Genomic DNA, 23,290 nt, shown 5'->3' with positions numbered 1-23,290 from the left:
CGTGCTCACCTGAATCGAATGGTCGGATTGATGACCGCGTACAGCACGTCCACGATCAGATTGATGACGATGAACTCGAGCGAGAACAGCAGCACTTCGGCCTGAATCACGGGGTAATCGCGCATCGAAACCGAATCGACAAGCAGCCGCCCGAGGCCCGGCCAGTTGAACACCACCTCCACGACGATCGAGCCGCCCAGCAGGAAGCCGAACTGCAAACCCATCATCGTGACGACGGGAATCATCGCGTTGCGCAGGCAATGCTTGATTACCACCCATTGCTCGGCCACGCCCTTCGCGCGCGCCGTGCGCACGAAATCCTCGTTGAGCACTTCGACGAAGGAAGCGCGCGTGAAGCGCGCCATCACGGCCGCCACGGCCGCGCCGAGCGTGATCGAAGGCAGCACGTAGCTGCGCCACGAACCGTCGCTCACCACGGGCAGCCAGCCCAGGTGCACCGAGAACAGTTCCATGAGCGCCATGCCAAGCGCAAAAGCCGGAAACGAAATGCCCGACACCGCGAGCGCCATGCCGATGCGATCGGGCCAGCGGTTGCGCCACACGGCCGAGACGATGCCGATCGCCATGCCGAATACGACGGCCCACACCATGCTGGTGAGCGTGAGCAGCAGCGTGGGCATGAAACGCTCGCCAATTTCGGTGACGACCGGGCGCTTGCTGCGCATCGACACACCGAAATCGCCGTGAGCGATGCGCACGAAGAAGTGAAGAAACTGCTGCGGCAGCGGCTGGTCGAGGCCGAGATCGGCGCGTACGAGCGCGACCGTGGCGTCGTCCGCTTCGGGACCGGCCGCGAGGCGCGCCGGGTCGCCCGGCAGCAGGTGCACGAACAGGAACACGAGGACCGCGACGATCAGGAGCGTCGGCAGGAGCCCCAGCGAGCGTTTGACAATGAAATTCAGCATGAGCGTTACTGCATCGGGGCGTGGGCGCCGCGCCGGACGCAGACGTTCCGGCGCGGCGCACAACGCATTAGCGAATCGAGATCTCGTCGAAGTTGAACGAGCCGTCCGGCGCCACATACGCGCCGGCCAGGCGCTTGCTGCGGGCGTACACGACCTTTTCCTTCACGAGGAACACCCACGGCGCGTCGGCCCAGATGCGCTTTTGCGCGTCGGTGTAGAGCGCGGTCTTCTGCGCGCGGTCCGTCGTTTCCAGCGCCTTCGCCAGGTCCTCATCGACGGCGGGGTTCTTGTAGTACGCCGTATTCATGAGCTTGGGCGGCCACGATGCCGAAGCGAGCAGCGGCGAGATGCCCCAGTCCGCTTCACCCGTCGACGACGACCAGCCGATGTAGTACATGCGCACGCCCGCCGTTGCCGGGTCCTGTGCGCTTTCCACACGCGCGACCGCAGTGCCCGTTTCGAGCGCTTCGACGTTCGCCTTCACGCCCACTTGCGCGAGCTGCTGCTGCACGAACTGAATGGCCTTCTGCGCGGTCGAGTTGTTATACGCCGACCACAGCGTCGTTTCGAAGCCATTCGGGTAGCCGGCCTGCTTGAGCAGTTCGCGCGCCTTCGCGGGATCGTACGGCCAGGGGCCGAGCTTGACCGAGTAGTCCACGCCCTGCGGCAGCACGCCGTCCGAAGGCAGCGCATAGCCCGCGAACGCCACCTTAGCAAGCGCGTCCTTGTTGATCGCGTAGTTCAGCGCCTGGCGCACGAGCGGGTTGTCGAACGGTTTCTTCGCGGTGTTCAGGCTGATATAGCGCTGAATGATCGAGGGCGTGGCGATCAGGTCCACCTTAGGGTTCGACTGGAACGCGCTCGCCTGCTCGAACGGAATGCGGAAGGCGAAGTCCGCCTCACCCGTGCGCATGAGCGCCGCGCGCGTGTTGTTGTCGGCCACCGGCTTCCAGTCGATCTCGTCGATCTTCGGGTAGCCCTTCTTCCAGTAGCCGTCGAACTTGTGCACGACGAGGTCGCCCGCCGGGTCCCACTTCACAAAGGCGAACGGGCCCGTGCCCACCGGATGCAGCCCGATGTCCTTGCCCCACTTCTTCATGGCCGCAGGCGAGATCATCACCGCAGACGGGTGCGCGAGCACGTTCACGAACGCCGAGAACGGCGCGTTCAGCGTGACCTTCACCGTGTACGGATCGACCACTTCGGTCTTCGCGATGCGGCGGAACATGTTGTAGCGCTTCAGGTGATTCGCCGGGTCCGTCACGCGGTCGAAGTTCGCCTTCACGGCCGCCGCGTTGAAGTCGGTGCCGTCCTGGAACTTCACGCCCTGGCGCAGCTTGAAGGTGTAAGTGAGGCCGTCGCCGCTCACTTCATAGCTCGTGGCCAGCACGTTGGTGAGCTTCAGGTCCTTGTCGAAGCCGAACAGGCCCTGGTAGAACGACTTCGAAACCGCTTGCGAGAGCGTGTCGTTGGCGTCGTACGGGTCGAGCGTCGAGAACGTCGAATCGACGGCCATCACGGCGCGCTGTTCGGCGGCCTGTGCGGCGCTCGCGCCTGCGATCAGCGCGAAGGCGAGCGCACTGCCCTTCATCCATGTTTTGACTTCTTTCATCAATCAGGTCTCCATACCAATGAATCTTGACGACTCAAGCGAAATGAACCAGCTAAAAAGCGAACGTTTGCGTGGCACGATGGCGTATTCAGTAGGCGCCGCCCACCCGGTGCTTCGCAACGAAGTGACCGGGACCAACCGCGACGAGCGGGAGCACCTTCGGTTCGTCGCCGGGGGCGCGAATCGGGCTCGGCAGTTCGTCGGCTGCGAGCACACGCTTGGCGTGGCGGCGCGCCGGATCGGCGATCGGCACCGCGCCCATGAGCTTCTTCGTATAGGCGTGCTGCGGGTTCTCGAACACGGCGCGGCGCGGGCCGATCTCGACGATCTGCCCCAGATACATCACCGCCACGCGATGGCTCACGCGTTCCACCACGGCCATGTCGTGCGAGATGAAGAGGTACGCCACGCCAAGCTCCTGCTGCAGGTCGAGCATGAGATTGACGATCTGCGCCTGCACGGAAACGTCGAGCGCGGAAACCGATTCGTCGGCCACCACCACTTTCGGGTTCATCGACAGCGCGCGCGCAATGGCGATACGCTGACGCTGGCCGCCCGAGAATTCGTGCGGATACCGCCCCGCCGCCGACTTGGGCAAGCCCACGCGGTCTAGCAGCCATTCCACGCGCGCCTGGGCTTCGGCGCCCTTCGCGATGCCGTGCACGAGCAGCGGCTCCATGATCGAGAAGCCCACCGTGAGGCGCGGGTTCAGCGAGGCGAACGGGTCCTGGAAAATAAACTGGATATCGCGCCGCAAGGTCTGCAACGCGGGGCCGGTGAGCGTGCTGATATTCCGGCCGCCGAATTCGATCGTGCCGCTCTGGCTCTCAACGAGGCGCAGCAGCGAGCGGCCCGTGGTCGATTTTCCGCAGCCGGATTCGCCCACCAGCGCAAGCGTTTCGCCGGCGTGAAGATCGAAGCTGACTTTTTCGACCGCATGCACGCGGCCCGTGACCTTGCCGAGCAAACCGCTGCGCACGGGAAAACGCGTAACGAGGTCGCGCACGCGCAGGACCGGCGCGACATCCGTTTTCGGCGCGTTCACTGGAGCGTTCGCGGCGGCGGCCAGGCGTGCCGCTTCGCTCATCGAAAGCAGCGGGAATTTCTCGGGCAGGTCGGTGCCCTGCATCGCGCCGAGCTTCGGCACGGCGGCGAGCAACGCCTGCGTGTAGCGATGCGAAGGCGCGGCAAACAGCGCATCGGATGCGCCCTCTTCCACTTTCTCGCCGCGGTACATCACGAGAATGCGGTCCGCCACTTCGGCCACCACGCCCATGTCGTGCGTGATGAAGACAACACCCATATCCATCTCGTCCTGCAGGCCGCGAATGAGCTGCAGGATCTGCGCCTGAATCGTCACGTCGAGCGCCGTGGTCGGTTCGTCGGCGATCAGGAGCGCGGGCTTGCACGAGAGCGCCATCGCGATCATCACGCGCTGGCGCATGCCGCCCGAAAGCTGATGCGGGAAGCGCTCCATCACGCGGCGCGCTTCGGGAATGCGCACGAGGTCGAGCAGACGCAACGTTTCGGCGCGCGCCTGTGAGGCGTGCATCCGCTGATGCAGCGCGATCGCTTCGCTGATCTGGTTGCCCACCGTGAACACGGGGTTCAGCGAGGTCATCGGCTCCTGGAAGATCATTGCGATGTCCGCGCCGCGCACCGAGCGCATGGTCGATGCACTCGCACGCGTGAGATCGAGCACGCTGCCGTTGCGCCGGCGCAGTGCGATGCTGCCACCGGCAATGCTGCCGCCGCCGTGCTCGACGAGCCGCATCAGCGAAAGCGACGTGACCGACTTGCCCGAGCCCGATTCGCCGACGATGGCGAGCGTCTCGCCGCGATTGACGTGGAACGACAGATTGCGCACGGCTTCGAACGTGCTCGCGCCGCGCTTGAACGACACGCTGAGATCGCGAACCTCGATCACGCGGTTCGGCGGCAACGCGGCCTTTCCGCCAGCCTGCGATGTATCAGGAGAGTGCGAGGACATCTGCACGATGAGGATTCCTTCGTTTGATGCGCAAAGCGATGCGCCGCTTAAGCGTAGATCGACGCAACGGGCGCTTCGCCCACGCGTGCGTAGCCGCGATACATGCCTTCGGTGTTGAACGGCAGGACCACGTTGCCTTGTGCGTCCACGGCGATCAGCCCGCCACGGCCGTCGATGCGCGGCAATTGCTCCATCACGACATTTTTTGCTGCTTCGGAGAGCGAAACACCTCGATATTTCATTTGCGCCGCCACGTCGTAGGCCGCGACCATGCGCATGAACATTTCGCCCGAGCCCGTGGTGGACACCGCGCAGGTGGCGTCGTCGGCATAGCAGCCCGCGCCGATCAGCGGTGCGTCTCCCACGCGGCCCACCTGCTTGTTCGTGATGCCACCCGTCGAGGTGGCCGCCGCGAGGTGGCCGTGCGCGTCGAGCGCCACCGCGCCCACCGTGCCGTACTTGCGGTTCGGGTCGATCGGCTCGTGCGGCAGGCTTTCTTCCGCTGCTTTTTCAGCACGATTAGCTGCTGCCTTCGCTTCGAGCGTTGCCCCGTCGTGATCGAGCATCGCGCGCGCTTCGCCGCGTGCGAGCTGCCACTGGCGGTAGCGCGCATCGGTATGGAAATAGCCGGGATCGACGAATTCGAGGCCCTGTGCCGCCGCGAACGCTTCCGCGCCTTCGCCCGTGAAGAGCACGTGCTCGCTCTTCTCCAGCACGCGGCGCGCCGCCAGCACCGGATTGCGCACGCGCTTCACGCAGCACACGGCGCCCGCTTCGAGCGTGCGGCCGTCCATGATCGAGGCGTCGAGTTCGTGCGTGCCCGCTGACGTGAACACCGCGCCATGGCCCGCGTTGAAAAACGGGCAGTCTTCGAGCAGGCGCACCGCTTCTTCGACTGCGTCGAGCGCGCTCCCGCCTTCGGCGAGAATGCGCTGGCCGGCCGCGAGAATACCGCTTAGCGCATCGAGATACTGCGCTTCGACTTCGGGCGCCATCGAAGCGCGCAGGATCGTGCCGGCGCCGCCGTGAATGGCAATGACTGCATTCGATTTCATGACTTCTTTTTCGTGGGGGAAGACGGGGCCGAAGGCGCGGCACTGGCCTGCGCCGAGGTCGAGGAAAGCCACGGCAGCACCGATTCGGTGATGGCCGCCGCGGCAACGACGGAATCTTTCGCGCGCAACGCCACGGCGTCGCACAGCGCTTCGATGACGGCCAGCACCGCGGCTTCCGAGTTCGCCGCGAGGCGCCGTTCGGAGCGGATCAGCAGCGTGAGATCGGCGAAGCGCGCAAGCGGCGAGTCGATGCTGTCGGTGAGCGCAAGCACGCGCGCGCCGAGCTTCGCGGCGTGGCGCGAAAGCTTGATCGTGTCGTCCACGTAGCGCGGAAACGCAATGCCGATCACGAGATCGTCCTTGTTCGCGCCGAGCAGCCGGCGCGCGGAATGCGTGGGGCCGCCAACCGTGGAAAGCGCCTGCACGTTGTCGAGATAAGGCAGCAGCGCGTTCTCCATGAGCCCGGCGAGAAACGCGCTCGTGCCCGAGCCGATCACGTACACGCGGCGCGCCGAGAGAATCGCGTCCACGGCTGCGGCGGCGGCGGCGCTGTCGATCGACTGGCGTGACAGGCGCAGGTTCGATTCGGCCTGCTCGAGCGACGCGCCAAACAACTCGGCGCCGCTCGTGGGCGATTCCTGCGCGCTGCGCAGCCGCTCGACCGGTGCAAGCGTGGCCTCGAAGCCGCGCACGAGCGCCTCGCGAAACTGCGGATAGCCGTCGAACCCGAGCGAGCGCGCAAAGCGGTTGGCCGTGGCGACCGAAGCGCCCACCGCGTTCGCCAGTTCGTCGATGCGCATGGTCGCGGCGTGGAACAGGTTCGCGAGCACGTACTCGGCCATGCGCCGGTGGCCCGGCGTGAGAACGGGCATCGCGGCAGTGATGCGCGCGACGATCTCGGCTTCGGGCGTGTCGGTGGTTGTCGGTCGGGTTGGCATGCGTGGGCCGCGAGGGGGGAACGAGTCCGTAAATTAAGTTACATGGACGGATCTTAGTGAAAATTAATTTTCATCGCGCCGGGGGTTTACCCTATTTGAGGAAAACCGGGCCTTCATTAGCTTGATCACGCACAACGGGACGCGAACTTGCGCGCCTCGAACACGTTGCAGGATTTTGGAAGGAGAATCCGGCAGAAGCCGGAAAGATACGTCGCGCATTGGCGAGAGCGGGAGCCTGGCTTGCCGCCAGCAAGGCGCCGGCGGCAATCGCATCAGTCACATGAAAACGGCGTGCACCGCTTCACGCATTCAATGCCGCCATCGCCTGCGCGCGCGGCGCCAACCGCCACGTATTGCGCCCGGCGCGCTTGGCTTCATACATCGCGGCATCGGCAAGACAAAGCGGATCGTCCGCGAGCGCGCGGTTCTCGCCCTCAACGGAGAGCATTGCACTGCTTGCATTCACCACACCCGCAGCCCCCGCAGCCCCCGCAGCGCCGGTCAGCACGACACCCACGCTCGCGCTTGTCTCGATCACGCGCCCCGCAACGACGAAGGCCTTCGACACCTCACGGCAAATGGCCGCCGCAATGCGCTCGCCGGCGCGCGCGTCGCTCACGCCGCGGCTCGCGACCACGAATTCGTCGCCGCCCAGGCGGCTCACCACGTCGCCCGTGCGCACGGTGGCAACCAGCCGGCGTGCGGTCTCCTCGAGCAAGGCGTCACCCACATCGTGGCCGTAGCGATCGTTGACGGACTTGAAGCCGTCCATGTCCATGAAGAACAGCGCGAACGGCTCGCCGCTCGCGCGCAGTTCGCACAGCGCCTCCTGCAGCGCGCGCCGGTTCGCGAGGCCCGTGAGCGGGTCGATCAGCGCGCCCTCGCGCAGGCGTTGCTCGGTGCGGCGCTGCTCGGTCACGTCGTGCGCCATCACGTAGAAGCCCGTCACGTTGCCCTCGCGCTCGACCGGAATGTAGGTGGCCGACCAGACGCGATCGGAGTCGGCCCGATAGCGCACTTCATCGCACGTCACACGTTCGCCCGCCAGCGCGCGCGCAAACAGCGGCTGCAACTGCGCGAACACTTCGGGCCGCAGCGTTTCGCTCAGGCTGCGCCCGCGCAGCGCGGCCGGTTCCGCACCGAACACGCGTTTGAACGTCTCGTTGTTGAACTGGTAGCAAAGATCGCGATCGACCACGGCGATCAGCGCGGGCACGTTGTCGGTGATGGTCTGCAGCGCGTCGCGGCTGCGCCGCAGTTCCGCCGTGCGCTCGCGCACGCGCGCTTCGAGCTCGACGTGATAGTTGCGCAGCGCCTCTTCGCTCTTCTTGCGGCTGGTGATCTCCTGCACCGCCGCGATGAAATGCAGCGGCGTGCCCGACACGTCGCGCACGAGCGACACCGCGAGATTGACCCACACGGCATGGCCATCGGGCCGCAGATAGCGCTTCTCGAGCGCATACGTGGCCTGGCGGCCCGCGAGCAGCTCGGCCACCTGCGCGAGATCGGCGGCGACATCGGCCGGATGCGTGACCGACGCGAACGTGCGGCGGCGCAGCTCGCTCTCCTCATAGCCGATGATCTCGGAGAACTTCTGGTTCACGTCGAGAAAGCGGCCGTCGAGATCGACCACGGCCTTGCCGATCGGCGTTTGCTGGAACACGGTCCGAAAGCGCGCCTCGCTGATGGCAAGCGAGCGGCGGTCGCGCTCGTGCTCCGTGCGCGAGCGGTTCAACTGCCGGCGCAACTCCAGTTCGCGTTCGACGAGGTGCGCGAAGTCCGCGAGCATCGCGCCCTGCGCTTCGTCGAACGTGCGCGGCTTTTCGTCGATGAGGCAAAGCGTGCCGACCACCTGGCCATCGGCGAGGCGTAGCGGCGAGCCCGCATAGAAGCGGATGTTCGGTGCGCCCGTGACGAGCGGGTTGTCCAGAAAGCGCTCGTCGTCCAGCGCGTCTTCCACCACGAGCATGCGCTTGCTCAGCACGGCGTGCGCACAGAACGACACGTTGCGCGGCGTTTCGCACGCGGCCAGACCGTGGTGCGACTTGAACCACTGGCGGTCTTCGTCCACGAGCGAGATCAGCACGATCGGCATGTCGAACGCGAAGGCGGCGAGCCGCGAGATGCGGTCGAATGCCTCTTCGGGATCGGTGTCGAGTATGTCGAGTTGCCGCAGCGCGCGCAGGCGCTCATCCTCATCCAGAGGAAGCGGAGCAGTGATCATCGTGGGGAGTCCCGGCAGGGCGGATACGGTTGGGTGGCGCTTTCCGCACCGGCGCGCCTCACCTCGTTTACGGCCGGAACAGGCAAAAACTGAAGCACGGAAATGCCCGGAGCACGCGCGCCGCACAAGCCTTCCGCGCCAGGCATTTCCCTTACGCGAACACCGCAATTTAAGCGCACGAACGTTCGGTATACGTGTGATTGCGCAATCATCGTCCCCTCCCACCTTCATGGCCGCGCTGCCCGCTCGGCCCGGCCCACGGCGCGCTACGCATCTCACCGCTCAAAAAATCGCCACGCCAGAATTGATTCGATATCCGAATTACCTGCCATTTTTAACCGGTTGGTTAGGGTGTTGCGAAATCGATCAAGCCCTTTAAAAAAAGATGTATGGCGACTTCAGCAACGCTTTTTCACCGCCGTAAAAAGGGCAAAGCTCCACCCTTTCCGGTGTCACCATGAGAACCCTTGCGCAAACACTGCGACTGAAACAGACCACTGGTATCGCCACCGCGGCGCGCATTGCCGCTGGCCGCGGCGCCAGCACGCGCATGAGCGCCGCGCCCCGAACTCGCCGTGCACCCTCGCGCCGCGCGCATCCGCATACCGGCACGTCGCGTGACTACGTTGTGCGCCGTCTCGCGGCGCAGGCGCGCACGCGCAGAATCTAACGCCACACGGACATCGAGACATGAATCAGCGAACCGTGGCGGCCATCCCCGAACCCACCGCTGCCCTCGAACCCGTGGCGGCGCTTCCCTGGATCGTGCGTGCGCGCGCCACGTTGCGTGCCTCGATCCGCGCGCGCACGAAGTTCTTCATCGGACTGTTTTTCGCCTTGTTCGCCACGCAAACCACGCTGCTCGCAAGCCAGCTGATCGCATTTGGCCAGGCGTTCGAACGCGTGGATAAGACCTGGCACGACGAAACCGTCGCGCGTGAATCCGGAGCGCCGCATCGGCAAGCCGTTTCCGCTTCGCCTCGCGAGCTTGCCGTCGAGCGGCTGCACAATCAGGTTGAGCGCGGCATCCTGCGCGTGCATCACACGCTCGAAGCGGCTTTTGCTATCGCGCTCGCCACGCTCGCCTTTGGCCTCGTGCTGCTGCACTACCTCGAACGCACGCTGCTGCGCCCGCTCCATACCTTGACCGATTCGCTCGTGCGCCTTGCGCACGGCGAAGACATGCGCGCATTGCCCGACATGAACCGCACCGACGAGATCGGCGCGATGGCGCATGCCTTCGATACGCTGTGCGAAAAGTCCCGCGAACTGCATATTGCCCACGAAGCCACGCGCGCCGCCGAGGCGCACGCCCAGGCGCTCGCGCGTCACGATCCGCTCACGGGCCTGCCCAACCGGCGCCTGCTCGCGGCGGAAATGAGCGCGGCGCTCGAGCGCACGCAGCACCGTTCGCCCGATTACCTCGTGTTCGTGATCGACCTCGACCGCTTCAAGCCCGTGAACGACTTCCACGGTCACGCCGCCGGCGACACGGTGCTGTGCGAAATCGCCGCGCGCCTGCGCCGCGTGGTGCGCGACGGCGACACGGTCGCGCGCCTGGGCGGCGACGAGTTCGCCGTGCTCGCCCGCGTGCATCGCGACGACCACATCGAGGCCGCAAGCGAACTCGCGCAGCGCCTGCTCGCTGCCACGCGCGCGCCCATCGACATCGGCAAGCTGCGCATCAACGTGGACGCGAGCATTGGCATAGCGTGCTGCCCGCGCGACGGCGGCGACCCCGATGCACTCCTGCGCGCCGCCGACATCGCCATGTATCGCGCCAAGTGCGACGGCAAGGGCACCTACCGCTTCTTCGAGCAGAAGATGGACGACGAGCTGCGCCTGCAAGCCTCGCTCGAATCGGACTTGCGCCGTGCGCTCGCGGGCGGCGAAATTCGCCCGTTCTACCAGCCGCTCGTGCGCCTTGCCGACGGCCAGACCACCGGCTTCGAGATTCTTGCGCGCTGGCACCACGAGCAGCGCGGCTGGATCTCGCCGGAGGTGTTCGTGCCGCTCATCGAGCAAATGGGCATTTCGCCCGTGTTCACCGCTTCGATTTTGCGGCGCGCGTGCCGCGACGCGCTGAGCTGGCCCTCGCGCTACCACCTCGCGCTCAATCTCTCGCCCGCGCAGTTCAAGGACACGCAACTCGCGGCGCTGCTGCTCACGATCCTCGCCGACGAGGGCATGCCACCCGAGCGCATGGAGATCGAGATCACCGAATCGGCGCTCATGTACGACTTCGACACGGCGCGCGCCGTACTCGCGGACTTCCGCAATGCGGGGCTGCGCATGTCGCTCGACGACTTCGGCACCGGCTATTCGAGCCTGCAGCATCTGCGCGAACTGAAGGTGGACAAGCTGAAGATCGACCGCTCCTTCGTGCTATCCATGGCTTCGTGCAACGAGAGCGCCAAGATCGTCGACGCGATCATCGCGCTCTCCACGAACCTCGGCATGAGCACGGTGGCCGAGGGCGTGGAGACCGCGGAACTCGCGCGCACGCTGGCGGCCAAGGGCTGCGACTACGCGCAGGGCTACTTCTTCGGCAAGGCAATGGCGGCGCGTGAAATCGACGCCTTGCTGAACATGGATCGCGCGGCGAACGAAGCGCGTCTGAAGCTTCTCGTCGAACCGGCCTGACTGGTTCGACCCGCATTACTTTGAACAAGAAAAGGTAGACATCATGTTTGTCGCAATTGGCTGGATCGTCGTGCTCGGATCGGTGATCGGGAGCTTCGTGGGCGTGGGGGGACATCTACCCGCGCTCGTTCAACCGTTCGAACTCCTGTGTATTTTCGGCGCGGCGTTCGGTGCGTTCGTGGTGAGCAACCCCACGGCTACGCTCGGCAAGACGCTCAAGGCGCTGCCCACCTGCTTCAAGGGCGGCGGCTACTCGAAGGCGCAATATCTGGAGCTGATCGCCCTCCTCTACGAACTGCTGCAAAAGGCGCGCAAGGAAGGCATGATGGCGCTCGAAGCCGACATCGAAGCGCCCGAGAACAGCCCGATTTTCCAGAAGTACGCGCGCGTGCTCTCCGACCATCATCTGCTCGACTTTATCGTCGATTATCTGCGCATGATGTCGAGCGGCAACGTGAACCCCATGGAAATGCAGGACCTCATGGACGAAGAACTCGACACCCACCACTCCGAAGTGTCGATTGCGCCCAACGCCATCCAGAAGATGGCCGACGGCCTGCCCGCCTTCGGCATCGTGGCGGCCGTGATGGGCGTGGTGCACACCATGGGCTCGGTCGGCAAGCCGCCCGCCGTGCTCGGCGAGATGATCGCGGGCGCGCTCGTGGGCACGTTCCTCGGCATTCTGCTCGCCTACGGCTTCGTCGGTCCGATTGCCGACCTGCTCAACGCCAAGGGCCGCGCCGCCAGCAAGCCGTTCCAGTGCGTGAAGGCCGTGCTGCTCGCCTCGCTGGCCGGGTATGCGCCGCCCGTGGCCGTGGAGTTCGGCCGCAAGGTGCTCTTCACGTCCGACCGCCCGAGCTTCCAGGAGCTCGACGAAGCGGTGCGCGCCACCAAGACGCCGAAGGCCGCTTAGGAGTCCCGACATGGCCGAACGCACACCTGGCTCGCGTGCCGCGCGCGACACCGAAGGCAGCAAGGTCACGCTAGTGGTGCGCCGCGTGAAGAAAGGCAGCCACGAGGGCCACCACGGCGGGGCGTGGAAAATCGCCTATGCCGACTTCGTGACCGCGATGATGGCGTTTTTCCTCTTGATGTGGCTGCTCGGCTCGACGTCGCAGTACGACCGCGACGGCATCGAGAAGTACTTCAACACGCCGCTTTCTTCCATGCTCGGCAGCACACCCGCCGCCGCGAATCCGAATCCGGGCGTGGTGCGAGGCGGTGGCCGCGACCTCTCCAGCAAGACGCCCGCCGTGGGCGGCTCGAACGCGCAGCCCACGCTCGCGCACGCCGTGCCGGCGGAAGCCGTCGACAAGTCGCGCCTTTCGCAGCTCAAGGAAAAACTCTCGGCGCTCATCGAGCGCAAGCCGGAATTGCGCGCGTACCGCGATCAGATCCGCATGTCGATCACGGACGAGGGCCTGCGCATCGAACTGGTCGACTCGCTCAAGCGCCCCATGTTCGCCACCGGCAGCGCGAAGCTCGAAGACTATGCGTACGAGATCCTCGTGCAGATCGGCAGCGCGCTCAACGACGTGGACAGCGGCGTGTCGATCGCGGGGCACACCGACTCGGTGCCCTACTCGGGTGGCCTCGCGGGCTACTCGAACTGGGAGCTTTCGAGCGAGCGCGCCAACGCCGCGCGCCGCGCGCTGGTGGCCGGCCATCTGAGCGAGGAGAAGTTGCTCCAGGTGCGCGGTCTCGCCGATGTTTTGCCGCTCGACCACGACACGGCGGACAGCCCGTTGAACCGGCGCATCAGCATTCTGGTGATGAACAAGGCCGCCGAGCGCGCATTCTTCGAGCAGGCGAAGCGGTATGACGTCGAGACGCCGCAAAAGGCCGCCACGCCAGCCTCATAAGGCTTCTGGAACGGGGGCTTCACGGCGCGCCTAAAACAGGTCTCCACGCAGGCAGGAACGCATCGACTCCACCGGCGCGACGCGGTACGCCGCTTGCTGTATCTCGAAGCAAGCGGCCAGAACCGCCGCGGCATCGCCTGCCGCCTCACACGGGAATCGCCGGGAGTCTGGCCAGACTCAACGTTGTTCCCCTCATATCTGGAGACCATCATGCCCACCTTCACTCCTCCGCCCATGCCGACCGGCAATGGCGTGCGCATCGTCGGCAAGGGCCGTGTGAGCGCCGCGGGGCCCGGCCCCGACGTGATGGCCGCCAGCACGCTCGATAGCGACCGCGTGCTGAGTTCGGACGGTCAGGAAGTCGGCAAGATCAAGGAAATCATGCTCGACGTGCAGAGCGGCCGCGTGGCCTACGTGGTGATGTCGAGCGGCGGCTTTCTCGGCATTGGCGACAAGCTGCTCGCCATCCCCTGGGGCGCGCTCATGCTCGACACGAGCCGCAAGTGCTTCCTGCTCAACGTGTCGTCCGAGCGCGTGAAGGAAGCGCCGGGCTTCGACCGGGACAACTGGCCCGCCATGGCCGACGCGACCTGGGGCAGCACGCTGCATGCGTATTACGGCGCCGAGCCGTATTGGGCAGCGGTCGAGCCGGTGACGCCGCGCCACTGAGGCGCTTGCAGGGCTCCGAATGCCAAACAGGCGTTCGGAGCCGCAAACGCGCCGAGGGCATGCCGGCGTTCAGCGCGGCGATGTCGCGGCGTTTTCCGACATTCGCGCCGCCGCCGCGGGAGCGCCAGTGGCCTCCAACGCCCAGGTGTTCACCGTGCGCCGCATCGGGCAAGCGATCACCGTGGCCACGCGGCCCGCTTGCGCTGTCTCCGGCACGCTCCATCCGGCCTCCGCCAGCGCCCGCACGCGTTGCCTGAACGCGATCTGCAAAGCATCCGATTTGACCGACACCTCGCTCTGCCAATGCTCCGGGACGCGAACCGGCCGGATGCGCCGAAGCACGGCGTGGTCTTCCTCGAAGATGCGCAGATTGCGCGCGCGAAAACGCCCGTCGAAAAGCGGATTGCGCAGGAAGCTGCGGCCCATCATCCAGAACGTCTGCGTGCGCCCCGCGTCCACTGGCACATGCGCGGAAGCGATGTGGATGCGCCACCCATTGGCCAGCGTCAGTTCGAGCGTCGCGCACGGGCCGCTCAGGTGAAAGCCCGTTTGCGTGACCACGTCGACATGTTCGCCGGTAGGCGCGCGGCGCAGCCAGCCCTTTCGCACAGGCCGCCGCATCACGAGCCGCGCGTGGCCGCTCCAGTCGTCCGCGTTCACGTTGACGGCGTCGATTTCGGGGCGGTCGGGCGCGCCGAACGAACTGCCGTGCACGAACGGGGCGTGCGCGAAATCGAGTCCGTTCTCGATCACGCGCTCCCAGTTGGCCTCCCACGCGTAAGTGCCGTGCACGACGCGCACGTTCGGGTCGTCGGCCCAGCCGAGATCGGGCAGCGGCGGCCGCGCTTCCTCGGGCAGGTCGCCCACGAACGCCCAGATCCAGCCGTGACGCTCGACCACGGGGTAGCTATCCACGCGCGCCCGCGCCGGAATACGCGCCTGCGGCTGTGCGGGAACGTGCGTGCAAATGCCGTCGCCGCCGTAGCGCCAGCCGTGGTACGGGCACTGGACCTCGCCGTTCACGCGGCGCCCGGCCGCGAGCGAGGCGCCGCGATGCACGCAGATATCGGAGAGCAGTTGCGCGCGGCCCCGAGCGTCGCGAAACGCGACGAAGCGGTGACCGAGCAGCGTGACCGGCAGCAACTGCTCGCGCAAGTCCGCGGCGGCAGCCACGACGTACCAGAGGTTTTTCAGCATGACGGATGCGAGTAGCGAATCGAACGCGCCAATTGGACCAGATTTTGGGTCCTGAAGGCGACAGGCGCACAATACGTGCCGTTACAGTCCGCCTCCACTGGCAGCCCCGGCAACCCTACAGGTAACCCTCACCATGACCCAGTTCTTCAGCGAAGCCGCCTCCGCCGAGGCCGTCAATGCGCGGATCGGCGAAAATGCCGACGCGCGTTTGCGCGAGGTGATGAGCGCGCTCGTGCGTCACCTGCATGCGTTCGCGAAAGAAGTGCAGCTAACCCAGCCGGAATGGGAAACCGCCATCGACTTTCTCACCAGGGCCGGGCAGCTTTGCAGCGCCGAGCGCCAGGAGTTCATCCTGCTCTCGGACACGCTAGGGTTTTCCATGCTCGTCGACGCCATCAACAATCGCCGCCCTGGCGCCGCGACCGAGAATACGGTGTTCGGCCCGTTCCACGTGGCCGGCGCGCCCGAGCGTGAGATGGGCGCGTGCATTACCGCCGACGGCAAGGGCGAGCCCTGCCTGTTCGAGGGCCGCGTGCTCGATCTCGAAGGCCGCCCGGTAGAGGGCGCGCGCATCGACGTATGGTCCGACAACGCCGACGGCTACTACGACGTGCAGCAGCCCGGCGCGCAGCCCAAGTGGAACAACCGCGGCATCTTCACGACCGGCGCGAACGGCGCGTACCGCTTCGTCGGCATCAAGCCGGTCTCATACCCGATCCCGCACGACGGCCCGGTGGGCAAGATGCTCGCAAGCCTCGGCCGCCACCCGTACCGGCCCGCGCACATGCATTTCCTCATCACCGCGCCGGGCTTCCAGAAGGTGGTCACGCACACCTTCGTGGGCGACGATCCGTACCTGCAGTCGGACGCCGTGTTCGGCGTGAAAGCATCGCTCGTCGCGCCGTACGAGCGCGTAGCCGACAGCGTCACGCCGTGGCGCTCGACGTTCGATTTCGTGCTCATGCCGCTCGCGCCGCACGACTGATTCAGCAATACGGCGAACTGGACGCGTTATCGCGCCCTGCTCGCCGCATTGTCCGCCGCGCCCAGGTCATAGACTGGTCCTGCAGTCGAACGAACAACTGGGAACACCTTGGGGGCGGCGATGCGGGTCACGAACTGGATTCTGGTGCTGGAATGCGCGTATATGGAGTTTTCCAGCTGGCGCGGCAAGAACGTATATCGCCGTACGGTGGCGTACGACAACGTGGTCTGGTGCTAAGCCGAATTCCCAAACCATCGACGCAACGGCGATCCTCCCTTACAGTCGAAGACTTTGCAGGCATCTGCCTCCCGTCATCGTTGCTGGAATCGAGGATTCGACCATGCTGTTCCCTGCCATTGCCACCGTCGCCTTGCTGATCGTGGTGTATGTCCATGTGAATATTCCGCGCTTCACGGAGCGAGGGCCGAAGCGCATCATCGCCCACGCCACGCTATTGCTGGCTGGCCTGTGCTTCGGCGTGATCGGCGGCATGATGGCTGGAACGATCGCGCCGCCGTGGGCGGTCATCGCCTGCGGCCTGGGCGTCGTGCATCTGCCGGCGCTTTGCGTGGTCGTGCTCAAGCGCTTCGGGCAATCCGGGCGCAGCTAAAGGCAACTGCGGCCAACCTGCGCCCGCCTTCCCTCACACGCGATTCAACGCGGGCCGCCCGTCCAGCACGGCGGCCACGTTATCCAGCGCCGTAAAACCCATCTGATCGCGCGTTTGCACTGTCGCGCTCGCCATGTGCGGCGTGAGGAACACGTTGTCGAGACTGGCAAAGCGCTTGTCGACATGGGGCTCGTTGCGATACACGTCGAGGCCCGCGCCGAACAGATGCCCTGAGGTCAGGGCGTCGTAAAGCGCATCTTCATCCACGAGGCCGCCGCGCGCCGCGTTGACGAACACCGCGCCCTTCGGCAAGAGACCAAATTCCTTTTTCGTCATCAGGGGCGCGCCGCCGCCCGGCACGTGCAGCGTGAGCACTTCGCAATGCGGCAGCATCTCCTCGAAGCTCGCATAGTAAGTCGCGCCGTTCTCCACGGAAGGCGCAGCACGGTTGATGTCGGTGTAGATCACGCGCATGCCGAAACCCAGCGCGCGCTTCGCCACCGCCCGGCCAATGCGGCCAAAGCCCACAATGCCCAGCGTCTTGCCATTCACGCGTGTGCCCAGCATGTCGGTCATGCCGAACGACTTGCCCCAGCCGCTGCGCATGATTCGTTCGTACTCCGATGCGCGCCGGCAAGCCGCCAGCACGAGTAGCATGGAGAAGTCCGCCGTGCATTCGGTCAAGGCGTCGGGTGCGTTCGTCACCACCATGCCGCGTTCGCGCGCGGCGGCCACATCGAGGTGATCGACGCCCGCACTCGCGTTGGCGATGATTTTCACGCAAGCAGGCAGCGCGGCAATGTGTTGCGCCTGCAAGCCCGACTTCTTGCCGATGAGCACGGCCGGCACCTCGTGCTGCTTGCAGAACTCGACCACGGACCACGCGTCCATATCGGCGTCGGTCACGAAGGCATGAAACTCGGCCACGGCGCGTTGCGCCACGGCGACGGGCACTTTTCGCGCGACCAGGAGCCTCACAGGTTGATTTTCCGGCATGGTGTTTTCCCTTTGGATGTGAACAGACGTCGAGAGACTACGAAAGCGTCTGCTGGCCGGTCAATGTTGATTCGGTGAATCAAGTTCTGGCGAGCGCTGTGGCCCCGTATTCGTTTCAGCGCGTGCGTACACGCCGCCTGGCGCTTCCCGCGCATCAGGAAAACCCTGATCCGGCGCCCAGCTATCAAGGCCCCAGATGTTGATTCAACGAATCAAGATTGCTGCGCGCCTCACGCGAATGCAATTCTTTTCCCGTGTTCAATGGAATCGGGAAGAGGACGCGAAATGCCTGCATCGAAAAAGTTCGCCGCCGTAACGGGCGCTGGCTCCGGCATCGGCCGCGCTACCGCCGTAGCGCTCGCCAACGCCGGGTTCGCGGTTGCGCTGATCGGCCGCCGGATCGAGCCGCTGCTCGAGACGAAGGAACTTATCGGCAACGGCGGTGGAGAGGCCCACGTGTTTTCCGCCGACGTGACGAATGCCGAATCGGTCGAACACGCGTTCGCGCAAATCGCGCAGACCTTTGGCCGCCTCGACGTGCTGTTCAACAATGCCGGCCGCAACGCGGGCGCCGTGCCGCTGGAAGACTACGAAACCGACTTCTGGAACGATGTGGTCGCAACCAATCTCACCGGCGTATTTCTGTGCGCGCGCGCCGCTTACCGGCTCATGAAAGCGCAGTCGCCGCAAGGCGGACGCATCATCAACAACGGTTCGATCTCCGCGCATTCGCCGCGCCCGCACACGATTGCCTACTCGGCCACCAAGCACGCCGTCACGGGCATCACGAAATCGATTGCGCTCGACGGCCGCGCGTACAACATCGCTTGCAGCCAGATCGATATCGGCAATGCGGCCACGCCGCTCACCGAGCGCATGAACAAAGGCGTGCTGCAGGCGGACGGACGCCTCGCGCCCGAAGCGCGCATGGACGTCACGCACGTCGCGAATGCCGTCGTGCACATGGCGAGCCTGCCGCTGGAAGCCAACGTGCTGAACATGACGATCATGGCGAGCGCCATGCCGTTTGTCGGCCGGGGATAGCACCACGCAACACCTCATTTGAACGCCCAACATAAAAAAAGCAGGCGTCAGAACTGATATTGGAGACACCGATGAAAGTTGCAGAGGAACAAGTCCTGCCCGGGCAAACCCCGGCATACGCCGATAGTGCGAAGCGCTCCAGGGTGCGGTACTTCGTGCTCTCGATGCTGCTCGTGGCAACCGTGCTCAACTTCGTCGACCGCTCGGCATTGGGGATCGTCGCGCCCGGCCTTTCGAAAGATCTCGCGCTCAACAAGATGCAGATGGGCGAGCTGTTCGCGGCGTTCGGCCTCGCCTATTCGATCGCGCTCCTGCCTGGCGGCATTCTCACCGACGTGCTCGGCTCGCGCGTGGCCTATGCGCTCTCGCTCGTGGGCTGGTCGATCGCCACGCTCACACAGGGCCTCGCGAGCGGCTATCACATGCTGCTCGGCTCGCGCCTGACCATGGGCGCGCTCGAAGCCCCCGCTTTCCCCTCCAACACGCGCGCCGTCACGTTGTGGTTTCCCGCGCAGGAACGCGGCTTCGCCACGAGCGTGTACGTGATGGGGCAGTACGTGGGCACACCGCTCTTCACTGGCTTGCTGCTGTGGATTTCCTCGGCCTATGGCTGGCGCACCGTGTTCTTCGTGACGGGCGGCTTCGGCATTCTCTTTAGCATGGTGTGGTATCGCCTGTATCGCGACCCGCACAAACATGGCTCGGTCAATGCCGCGGAGCTTCAATACATCAACGAAGGCGTAACGGCTACCGCGCGCAAGCCGCGCGAGAAGTTCGACTGGCGCATGGCGCTCAAGCTGCTCAGCTACCGCCAGATTCTTGCCATCTGCCTCGGCAAGTTCTGCAACAACACGCTGCTCGTTTTCTTCACGACGTGGTTCATGACGTACCTGATCGAAGCCCGTCACATGTCGATGATCAAGGTGGGTATTTTCCAGGCGATGCCCTTCATTGGCGCGACGATCGGCATTCTCTCCGCAGGCTTCCTCTCGGACTTCTTCATCCGGCGCGGCGTGTCGATCTCGGCTGCGCGCAAGGCGCCGCTCATCATCGGCACGATGCTGGGCGCTTCGATCGTGCTCGTGAATTTCGTCGAGTCGAACGAAGTCGTGATCGCCATTCTCACCGTGGCCTTCTTCGCGCAGGGCATTGGCTCCATGTCGTGGGCCGCCGTTTCCGAAATCGCGCCGCGTCAATACGTGGGCCTCACGAGCAGTATCACGAGCCTCGCTGCCAACATCGCAGGCGTCACCACGCCGCTCATGATCGGCTATATCACGCAACATACCGGCCACTTCTACTGGGCGCTCAACCTCATGGGCGCGATCTGCCTGCTTGGCACGCTCTCGTATTCGCTGCTGCTCGGCAAGCTCTCGCGCATCGAACTCTGACACTCGCATACACACGTGGTGAAAAACGCATGATCGAATTCAAGTGGGACCATCTCCAGCTCTGCTCGGCAAACGCAGAGGCCACCGCAACATGGTTCGAACGCTGCCTGAACGCCGAAATCGTCCGCAGGCCAGGCCGCGTGGATCTGCGTATCGGCGCAATCAACCTGTTCATCACGCAATTGGCGGGTGAGAGCGCCGCACGCCAAACGCATGCCGCGCGCCCGGAAGGCATTGATCATTTCGGCGTGGTGGTGGACGATCTCGACGCAGCTTTCGCGCATCTCGTGCGCCACCAAGCCGAAATCGTCGAACCTGTGAAGCCCATTCGCGCGGGCGTGCGCGCCTGCTTCGTGCGCGCACCGGGCGAGATTCTTATCGAAGTGCTAGAGCGGAAGCCCGCCGAGATGACATTTCGCTGAAAAACCGTCAATATTGCCGCTGAATATCCGTACTGCCCCGTCTGCCCTGCCATGCCAAACTGGATCACCCTGAGCGAAGCCGCCCGACAACTCGGCGTACAGGCGCAGACCGTCTACGCATACGCAAGCCGCGGCAATATCGCGGTCATGCCCGACCCGCACGACCCGCGCAAGAGCCTCTACCGCGCCGAAGACGTCGCCAGCCTGTGCCGCAAGAAGCAGGTGGGCCGCAAGCGCGAGGCGCTCGCCGCGAGCACGATCTTCGGCGCGGAGCCGTGCATTTACAGCAGCATCACCACGTTCTCGAAGGGCCGCCCGTATTACCGGGGACGCGACAGCATCGCCATGGCGCAGACGGCCACGCTCGAAGACGTGGCCACGCTGCTCTGGAACGCGCGCGCGGACGTGACGTTCGAAGCCGCCGATGTGCGCCTGCAAGGCGACGAGCGCGGCCGCGAATGCGCCTTCACATCGCTTGCGGCCATCGCGGCGCGCGGCCATTCCACGCTTGGGCGCACCGACACGGCGTTACACGTCGAGGCGGGTCGGCTCGTAGCCGTCATCGCCCACGCATTCGGCGCGCGCTGCGAGACATCGACAAACGCCGCCGCGCCGCCGGTTCACGAGCGCCTCGCGCTAGGCTGGGGCCAGAGCAGCGAGGGCGCGGAATTGATCCGCCGCGCCATGGTGCTCGTGGCCGACCACGAGATCACCAGTTCGGCGTTCGCCGCGCGCATTACGGCGTCCACAGGCGCGTCGTTGCCGGGCTGCCTGCTCACAGGGCTCGCCACGCTCTCCGGCCCGCTGCACGGCGACGCATCGGGCCGCGTGCGCGCGGTGTTCGACGACGTGGGCCGGCTCGGCGCGGAGCATGTCGTCGCCCATCATTTGCAGTCGGCTATTCCCATCCCGGGGTTTGGGCACCATCTCTACCCAGATGGCGACCCGCGCGCAGACGCCCTGCTGGACGTACTGGCCCCACCCGCGGAGATCGGCTCCTTCATCGAGAAGGTCGTGGCGCTCACGGGCCTCAAGCCGAATATCGACGTGGCGCTCGCCACGCTCGCCGCGCAACTGAAGCTGCCGCGCGACGCCTCGTTCGCCCTCTTCGCCACCGCGCGCAGCGTGGGGCTGCTCGCGCATTGCATCGAGCAGCTCAGGGTGGGCAAGGTCATCCGCCCGCGTGGCCGCTACACCGGACCCGCGCTCGAAGACGCCACCGCCGCCGCGAGCCCGGAAGAGAACGCCAAAACGCCCGACGCGGCGACGCTCGAAAAGAACCGCGTATTCAAGTCCGTGGTGCGCTGAGGAGCTTGCGAAGCGGCAAGTCGTCCTTCGCGCATGCTCGCCGCTTCCAATGCTTAGTCATCCAAATCAATACTGAAAATAAGCGTACCCGATAAATCGCTGCCTGGCTTTGGACGAAAGTGCGAATCGCTTGCACAATTTCTTGTGCGTGCGATGCAGGCGAAATAATCCCGTGAACGTCTCGCAACGCGTCGCGAGCTGCTGTATGCTCTGCGCCGCAACTTCGACCAGAAAGGATTCACGCGCCCATGGCCCAGTCATTTCCGCAGTCATCGCTCCCGTTCCTGCCGTTCGTGCGCCCCGAAATCGACGAAGAAACCATCCAGGGTGTCGCCGACGTGCTGCGCTCGGGCTGGATCACGACCGGCCCGCAGAACCAGGCGTTCGAGGCGGCGCTCTCCGAATACTGCGGCGGCCGTCCTGTGCGTACCTTCAACTCCGGCACCGCCACGCTCGAAATCGGGCTGCGCATTGCAGGCGTGGGTCCCGGCGACGAAGTCATCACCACGCCCGCTTCGTGGGTGTCCACCAGCAACGTGATTTACGAAGTCGGAGCCACGCCCGTATTCGTCGACATCGATCCCGTCACGCGCAACATCGACCTCGACAAGCTCGAAGCCGCCATCACGCCGAAGACGAAAGCCATCATCCCGGTCTTCCTCTCGGGCCTGCCCGTCGATATGGACCGCCTTTACGCGATCGCCCGCCAGCACAAGCTGCGCGTGATCGAGGACGCCGCGCAGGCATTCGGCTCGAGCTGGAACGGCAAGCGCATCGGCGCGATCGGCGACATCGTTTCGTTCAGCTTCCACGCCAACAAGAACCTCACGTCGATCGAGGGTGGCGCGCTCGTCCTCAACGACGAAGCCGAGGCCGTGCTCGCGCAGAAGTACCGCCTGCAGGGCATCACGCGCACCGGCTTCGACGGCATGGACTGCGAAGTGCTCGGCGGCAAGTACAATCTCACCGATGTCGCGGCGCGCGTCGGGCTCGGCCAGCTCAAGCATATCGAGCGCTTCACGCGCCAGCGCCACGCGCTTGCGCGAGCTTACTTCTCGGGTTTCGAGGGCAGCGAGGCGGTGAAGCTCGGCATGGGTCTGCCGCTCGCCGATTTCGCCAACAGCAACTGGCACATGTTCCAGATCACACTGCCGCTCGACAAGCTCGCAATCGACCGTGCGGGTTTCATGGGTGAGCTGAAAGAGCGCGGCATTGGCTCGGGCGCACACTATCCCGCCATCCACCTCTTCACGCTCTACCGCGAACGCGGTTTCAAGGTGGGCATGTTCCCGCACGCGGAGCGCTTCGGCGCAAGCACGGTCACGCTGCCGCTCTTCACGCAGATGACCGAAGCCGATGTGGTGCGCGTGTGCGAGGCGGTCAACGAAATCTGCGTGGAATTTTCAAAATAAGCATGT

At 65.2% G+C, this 23,290-nt stretch carries 19 protein-coding genes; 11 read left to right on the top strand and 8 right to left on the bottom strand.

Going from position 1 to position 23,290, the window contains the following annotated elements; translation table 11 throughout:
- Window positions 1-5: 5 nt before the first annotated feature.
- The 6 genes from gsiC to FAZ97_RS34795 form a co-directional block, all read right to left on the bottom strand.
- On the bottom strand, window positions 6-926 hold the full coding sequence (gsiC, locus tag FAZ97_RS34820; protein ID WP_158763262.1) for a glutathione ABC transporter permease GsiC: 921 nt from the start codon (window positions 924-926) through the stop codon (window positions 6-8).
- 67 nt (window positions 927-993) lie between these two features.
- On the bottom strand, window positions 994-2,538 hold the full coding sequence (gene gsiB / locus FAZ97_RS34815; RefSeq protein ID WP_158763261.1) for a glutathione ABC transporter substrate-binding protein GsiB: 1,545 nt from the start codon (window positions 2,536-2,538) through the stop codon (window positions 994-996).
- 88 nt (window positions 2,539-2,626) lie between these two features.
- Complete coding sequence (locus tag FAZ97_RS34810) at window positions 2,627-4,528, bottom strand: dipeptide ABC transporter ATP-binding protein (protein ID WP_158763415.1); 1,902 nt, start codon at window positions 4,526-4,528, stop codon at window positions 2,627-2,629.
- Window positions 4,529-4,575: 47 nt separating this feature from the next.
- Window positions 4,576-5,583, bottom strand: a complete 1,008-nt coding sequence (locus FAZ97_RS34805; protein ID WP_158763260.1) for an isoaspartyl peptidase/L-asparaginase family protein — start codon at window positions 5,581-5,583, stop codon at window positions 4,576-4,578.
- Complete coding sequence (locus tag FAZ97_RS34800) at window positions 5,580-6,521, bottom strand: MurR/RpiR family transcriptional regulator (protein WP_158763259.1); 942 nt, start codon at window positions 6,519-6,521, stop codon at window positions 5,580-5,582. The genes FAZ97_RS34805 and FAZ97_RS34800 overlap by 4 nt, the downstream gene beginning before the upstream one ends.
- 301 nt (window positions 6,522-6,822) lie before the next feature.
- Entirely contained in the window at window positions 6,823-8,745 is a 1,923-nt protein-coding gene (locus tag FAZ97_RS34795; protein WP_158763258.1) for a PAS domain S-box protein, read from the bottom strand.
- Window positions 8,746-9,435: 690 nt separating this feature from the next.
- Here FAZ97_RS34795 and FAZ97_RS34790 point away from each other — a divergent pair.
- The 4 genes from FAZ97_RS34790 to FAZ97_RS34775 all read left to right on the top strand — a co-directional run bounded on the left by FAZ97_RS34790 (window position 9,436) and on the right by FAZ97_RS34775 (window position 13,919).
- A complete protein-coding gene (locus tag FAZ97_RS34790) occupies window positions 9,436-11,388 on the top strand; it encodes a putative bifunctional diguanylate cyclase/phosphodiesterase (RefSeq protein WP_158763257.1) in 1,953 nt (650 codons plus the stop codon).
- Window positions 11,389-11,431: 43 nt separating this feature from the next.
- Window positions 11,432-12,301 carry a flagellar motor stator protein MotA gene (motA, locus tag FAZ97_RS34785; RefSeq protein WP_158763256.1) on the top strand — a complete coding sequence of 290 codons (870 nt, stop codon included), beginning with the start codon at window positions 11,432-11,434 and terminating at the stop codon, window positions 12,299-12,301.
- 10 nt (window positions 12,302-12,311) lie between these two features.
- The gene (gene motB / locus FAZ97_RS34780) at window positions 12,312-13,250 is read left to right on the top strand and encodes a flagellar motor protein MotB (protein WP_158763255.1); all 939 of its coding nucleotides are present in this window, start codon (window positions 12,312-12,314) and stop codon (window positions 13,248-13,250) included.
- 210 nt (window positions 13,251-13,460) lie between these two features.
- Window positions 13,461-13,919: a PRC-barrel domain-containing protein gene (locus FAZ97_RS34775; protein ID WP_233271970.1), complete on the top strand. Its 459-nt coding sequence runs from the start codon at window positions 13,461-13,463 to the stop codon at window positions 13,917-13,919.
- Between the two features lie 69 nt (window positions 13,920-13,988).
- Here FAZ97_RS34775 and FAZ97_RS34770 read toward each other — a convergent pair whose 3' ends face one another.
- Window positions 13,989-15,116 (bottom strand): aromatic ring-hydroxylating dioxygenase subunit alpha, encoded by a 1,128-nt coding sequence (locus FAZ97_RS34770; protein WP_158763254.1) that lies wholly within the window; start codon window positions 15,114-15,116, stop codon window positions 13,989-13,991.
- A 133-nt stretch (window positions 15,117-15,249) separates the two neighbouring features.
- Between FAZ97_RS34770 and FAZ97_RS34765 the strand changes: the two genes are divergently transcribed.
- Window positions 15,250-16,101 carry an intradiol ring-cleavage dioxygenase gene (locus FAZ97_RS34765; protein WP_158763253.1) on the top strand — a complete coding sequence of 284 codons (852 nt, stop codon included), beginning with the start codon at window positions 15,250-15,252 and terminating at the stop codon, window positions 16,099-16,101.
- Between the two features lie 340 nt (window positions 16,102-16,441).
- Entirely contained in the window at window positions 16,442-16,711 is a 270-nt protein-coding gene (locus tag FAZ97_RS34760; RefSeq protein WP_158763252.1) for a hypothetical protein, read from the top strand.
- Between the two features lie 33 nt (window positions 16,712-16,744).
- Here the strand turns inward: FAZ97_RS34760 and FAZ97_RS34755 are convergent, their stop codons facing one another.
- Window positions 16,745-17,707, bottom strand: a complete 963-nt coding sequence (locus FAZ97_RS34755; protein ID WP_158763251.1) for a 2-hydroxyacid dehydrogenase — start codon at window positions 17,705-17,707, stop codon at window positions 16,745-16,747.
- Window positions 17,708-17,992: 285 nt separating this feature from the next.
- Here FAZ97_RS34755 and FAZ97_RS34750 point away from each other — a divergent pair, with 285 nt between their 5' ends.
- The 5 genes from FAZ97_RS34750 to FAZ97_RS34730 all read left to right on the top strand — a co-directional run bounded on the left by FAZ97_RS34750 (window position 17,993) and on the right by FAZ97_RS34730 (window position 23,284).
- Window positions 17,993-18,751 (top strand): SDR family oxidoreductase, encoded by a 759-nt coding sequence (locus tag FAZ97_RS34750; protein WP_158763250.1) that lies wholly within the window; start codon window positions 17,993-17,995, stop codon window positions 18,749-18,751.
- A 71-nt stretch (window positions 18,752-18,822) separates the two neighbouring features.
- Window positions 18,823-20,142 carry an MFS transporter gene (locus FAZ97_RS34745; RefSeq protein ID WP_158763249.1) on the top strand — a complete coding sequence of 440 codons (1,320 nt, stop codon included), beginning with the start codon at window positions 18,823-18,825 and terminating at the stop codon, window positions 20,140-20,142.
- A 29-nt stretch (window positions 20,143-20,171) separates the two neighbouring features.
- The gene (locus FAZ97_RS34740) at window positions 20,172-20,564 is read left to right on the top strand and encodes a VOC family protein (RefSeq protein ID WP_158763248.1); all 393 of its coding nucleotides are present in this window, start codon (window positions 20,172-20,174) and stop codon (window positions 20,562-20,564) included.
- 51 nt (window positions 20,565-20,615) lie between these two features.
- Window positions 20,616-21,872 carry a citrate synthase gene (locus tag FAZ97_RS34735; protein WP_158763247.1) on the top strand — a complete coding sequence of 419 codons (1,257 nt, stop codon included), beginning with the start codon at window positions 20,616-20,618 and terminating at the stop codon, window positions 21,870-21,872.
- 248 nt (window positions 21,873-22,120) lie between these two features.
- On the top strand, window positions 22,121-23,284 hold the full coding sequence (locus FAZ97_RS34730; protein ID WP_158763246.1) for a DegT/DnrJ/EryC1/StrS family aminotransferase: 1,164 nt from the start codon (window positions 22,121-22,123) through the stop codon (window positions 23,282-23,284).
- Window positions 23,285-23,290: the final 6 nt, after the last annotated feature.

Origin of the sequence: Paraburkholderia acidiphila (assembly GCF_009789655.1) — a bacterium.
GTDB lineage: Bacteria > Pseudomonadota > Gammaproteobacteria > Burkholderiales > Burkholderiaceae > Paraburkholderia > Paraburkholderia acidiphila.
The sequence above is the reverse complement of the archived record's forward strand: the minus strand, read 5'-3'. Positions and strand labels throughout refer to the sequence as shown.

Coding starts and splice junctions, on each gene's coding strand:
- gsiC (WP_158763262.1), bottom strand. CDS start 926: ATGCTGAATTTCATTGTCAAACGCTCGCTGGGGCTCCTGCCGACGCTC.
- gsiB (WP_158763261.1), bottom strand. CDS start 2,538: ATGAAAGAAGTCAAAACATGGATGAAGGGCAGTGCGCTCGCCTTCGCG.
- FAZ97_RS34810 (WP_158763415.1), bottom strand. CDS start 4,528: ATGTCCTCGCACTCTCCTGATACATCGCAGGCTGGCGGAAAGGCCGCG.
- FAZ97_RS34805 (WP_158763260.1), bottom strand. CDS start 5,583: ATGAAATCGAATGCAGTCATTGCCATTCACGGCGGCGCCGGCACGATC.
- FAZ97_RS34800 (WP_158763259.1), bottom strand. CDS start 6,521: ATGCCAACCCGACCGACAACCACCGACACGCCCGAAGCCGAGATCGTC.
- FAZ97_RS34795 (WP_158763258.1), bottom strand. CDS start 8,745: ATGATCACTGCTCCGCTTCCTCTGGATGAGGATGAGCGCCTGCGCGCG.
- FAZ97_RS34790 (WP_158763257.1), top strand. CDS start 9,436: ATGAATCAGCGAACCGTGGCGGCCATCCCCGAACCCACCGCTGCCCTC.
- motA (WP_158763256.1), top strand. CDS start 11,432: ATGTTTGTCGCAATTGGCTGGATCGTCGTGCTCGGATCGGTGATCGGG.
- motB (WP_158763255.1), top strand. CDS start 12,312: ATGGCCGAACGCACACCTGGCTCGCGTGCCGCGCGCGACACCGAAGGC.
- FAZ97_RS34775 (WP_233271970.1), top strand. CDS start 13,461: ATGCCCACCTTCACTCCTCCGCCCATGCCGACCGGCAATGGCGTGCGC.
- FAZ97_RS34770 (WP_158763254.1), bottom strand. CDS start 15,116: ATGCTGAAAAACCTCTGGTACGTCGTGGCTGCCGCCGCGGACTTGCGC.
- FAZ97_RS34765 (WP_158763253.1), top strand. CDS start 15,250: ATGACCCAGTTCTTCAGCGAAGCCGCCTCCGCCGAGGCCGTCAATGCG.
- FAZ97_RS34760 (WP_158763252.1), top strand. CDS start 16,442: ATGCTGTTCCCTGCCATTGCCACCGTCGCCTTGCTGATCGTGGTGTAT.
- FAZ97_RS34755 (WP_158763251.1), bottom strand. CDS start 17,707: ATGCCGGAAAATCAACCTGTGAGGCTCCTGGTCGCGCGAAAAGTGCCC.
- FAZ97_RS34750 (WP_158763250.1), top strand. CDS start 17,993: ATGCCTGCATCGAAAAAGTTCGCCGCCGTAACGGGCGCTGGCTCCGGC.
- FAZ97_RS34745 (WP_158763249.1), top strand. CDS start 18,823: ATGAAAGTTGCAGAGGAACAAGTCCTGCCCGGGCAAACCCCGGCATAC.
- FAZ97_RS34740 (WP_158763248.1), top strand. CDS start 20,172: ATGATCGAATTCAAGTGGGACCATCTCCAGCTCTGCTCGGCAAACGCA.
- FAZ97_RS34735 (WP_158763247.1), top strand. CDS start 20,616: ATGCCAAACTGGATCACCCTGAGCGAAGCCGCCCGACAACTCGGCGTA.
- FAZ97_RS34730 (WP_158763246.1), top strand. CDS start 22,121: ATGGCCCAGTCATTTCCGCAGTCATCGCTCCCGTTCCTGCCGTTCGTG.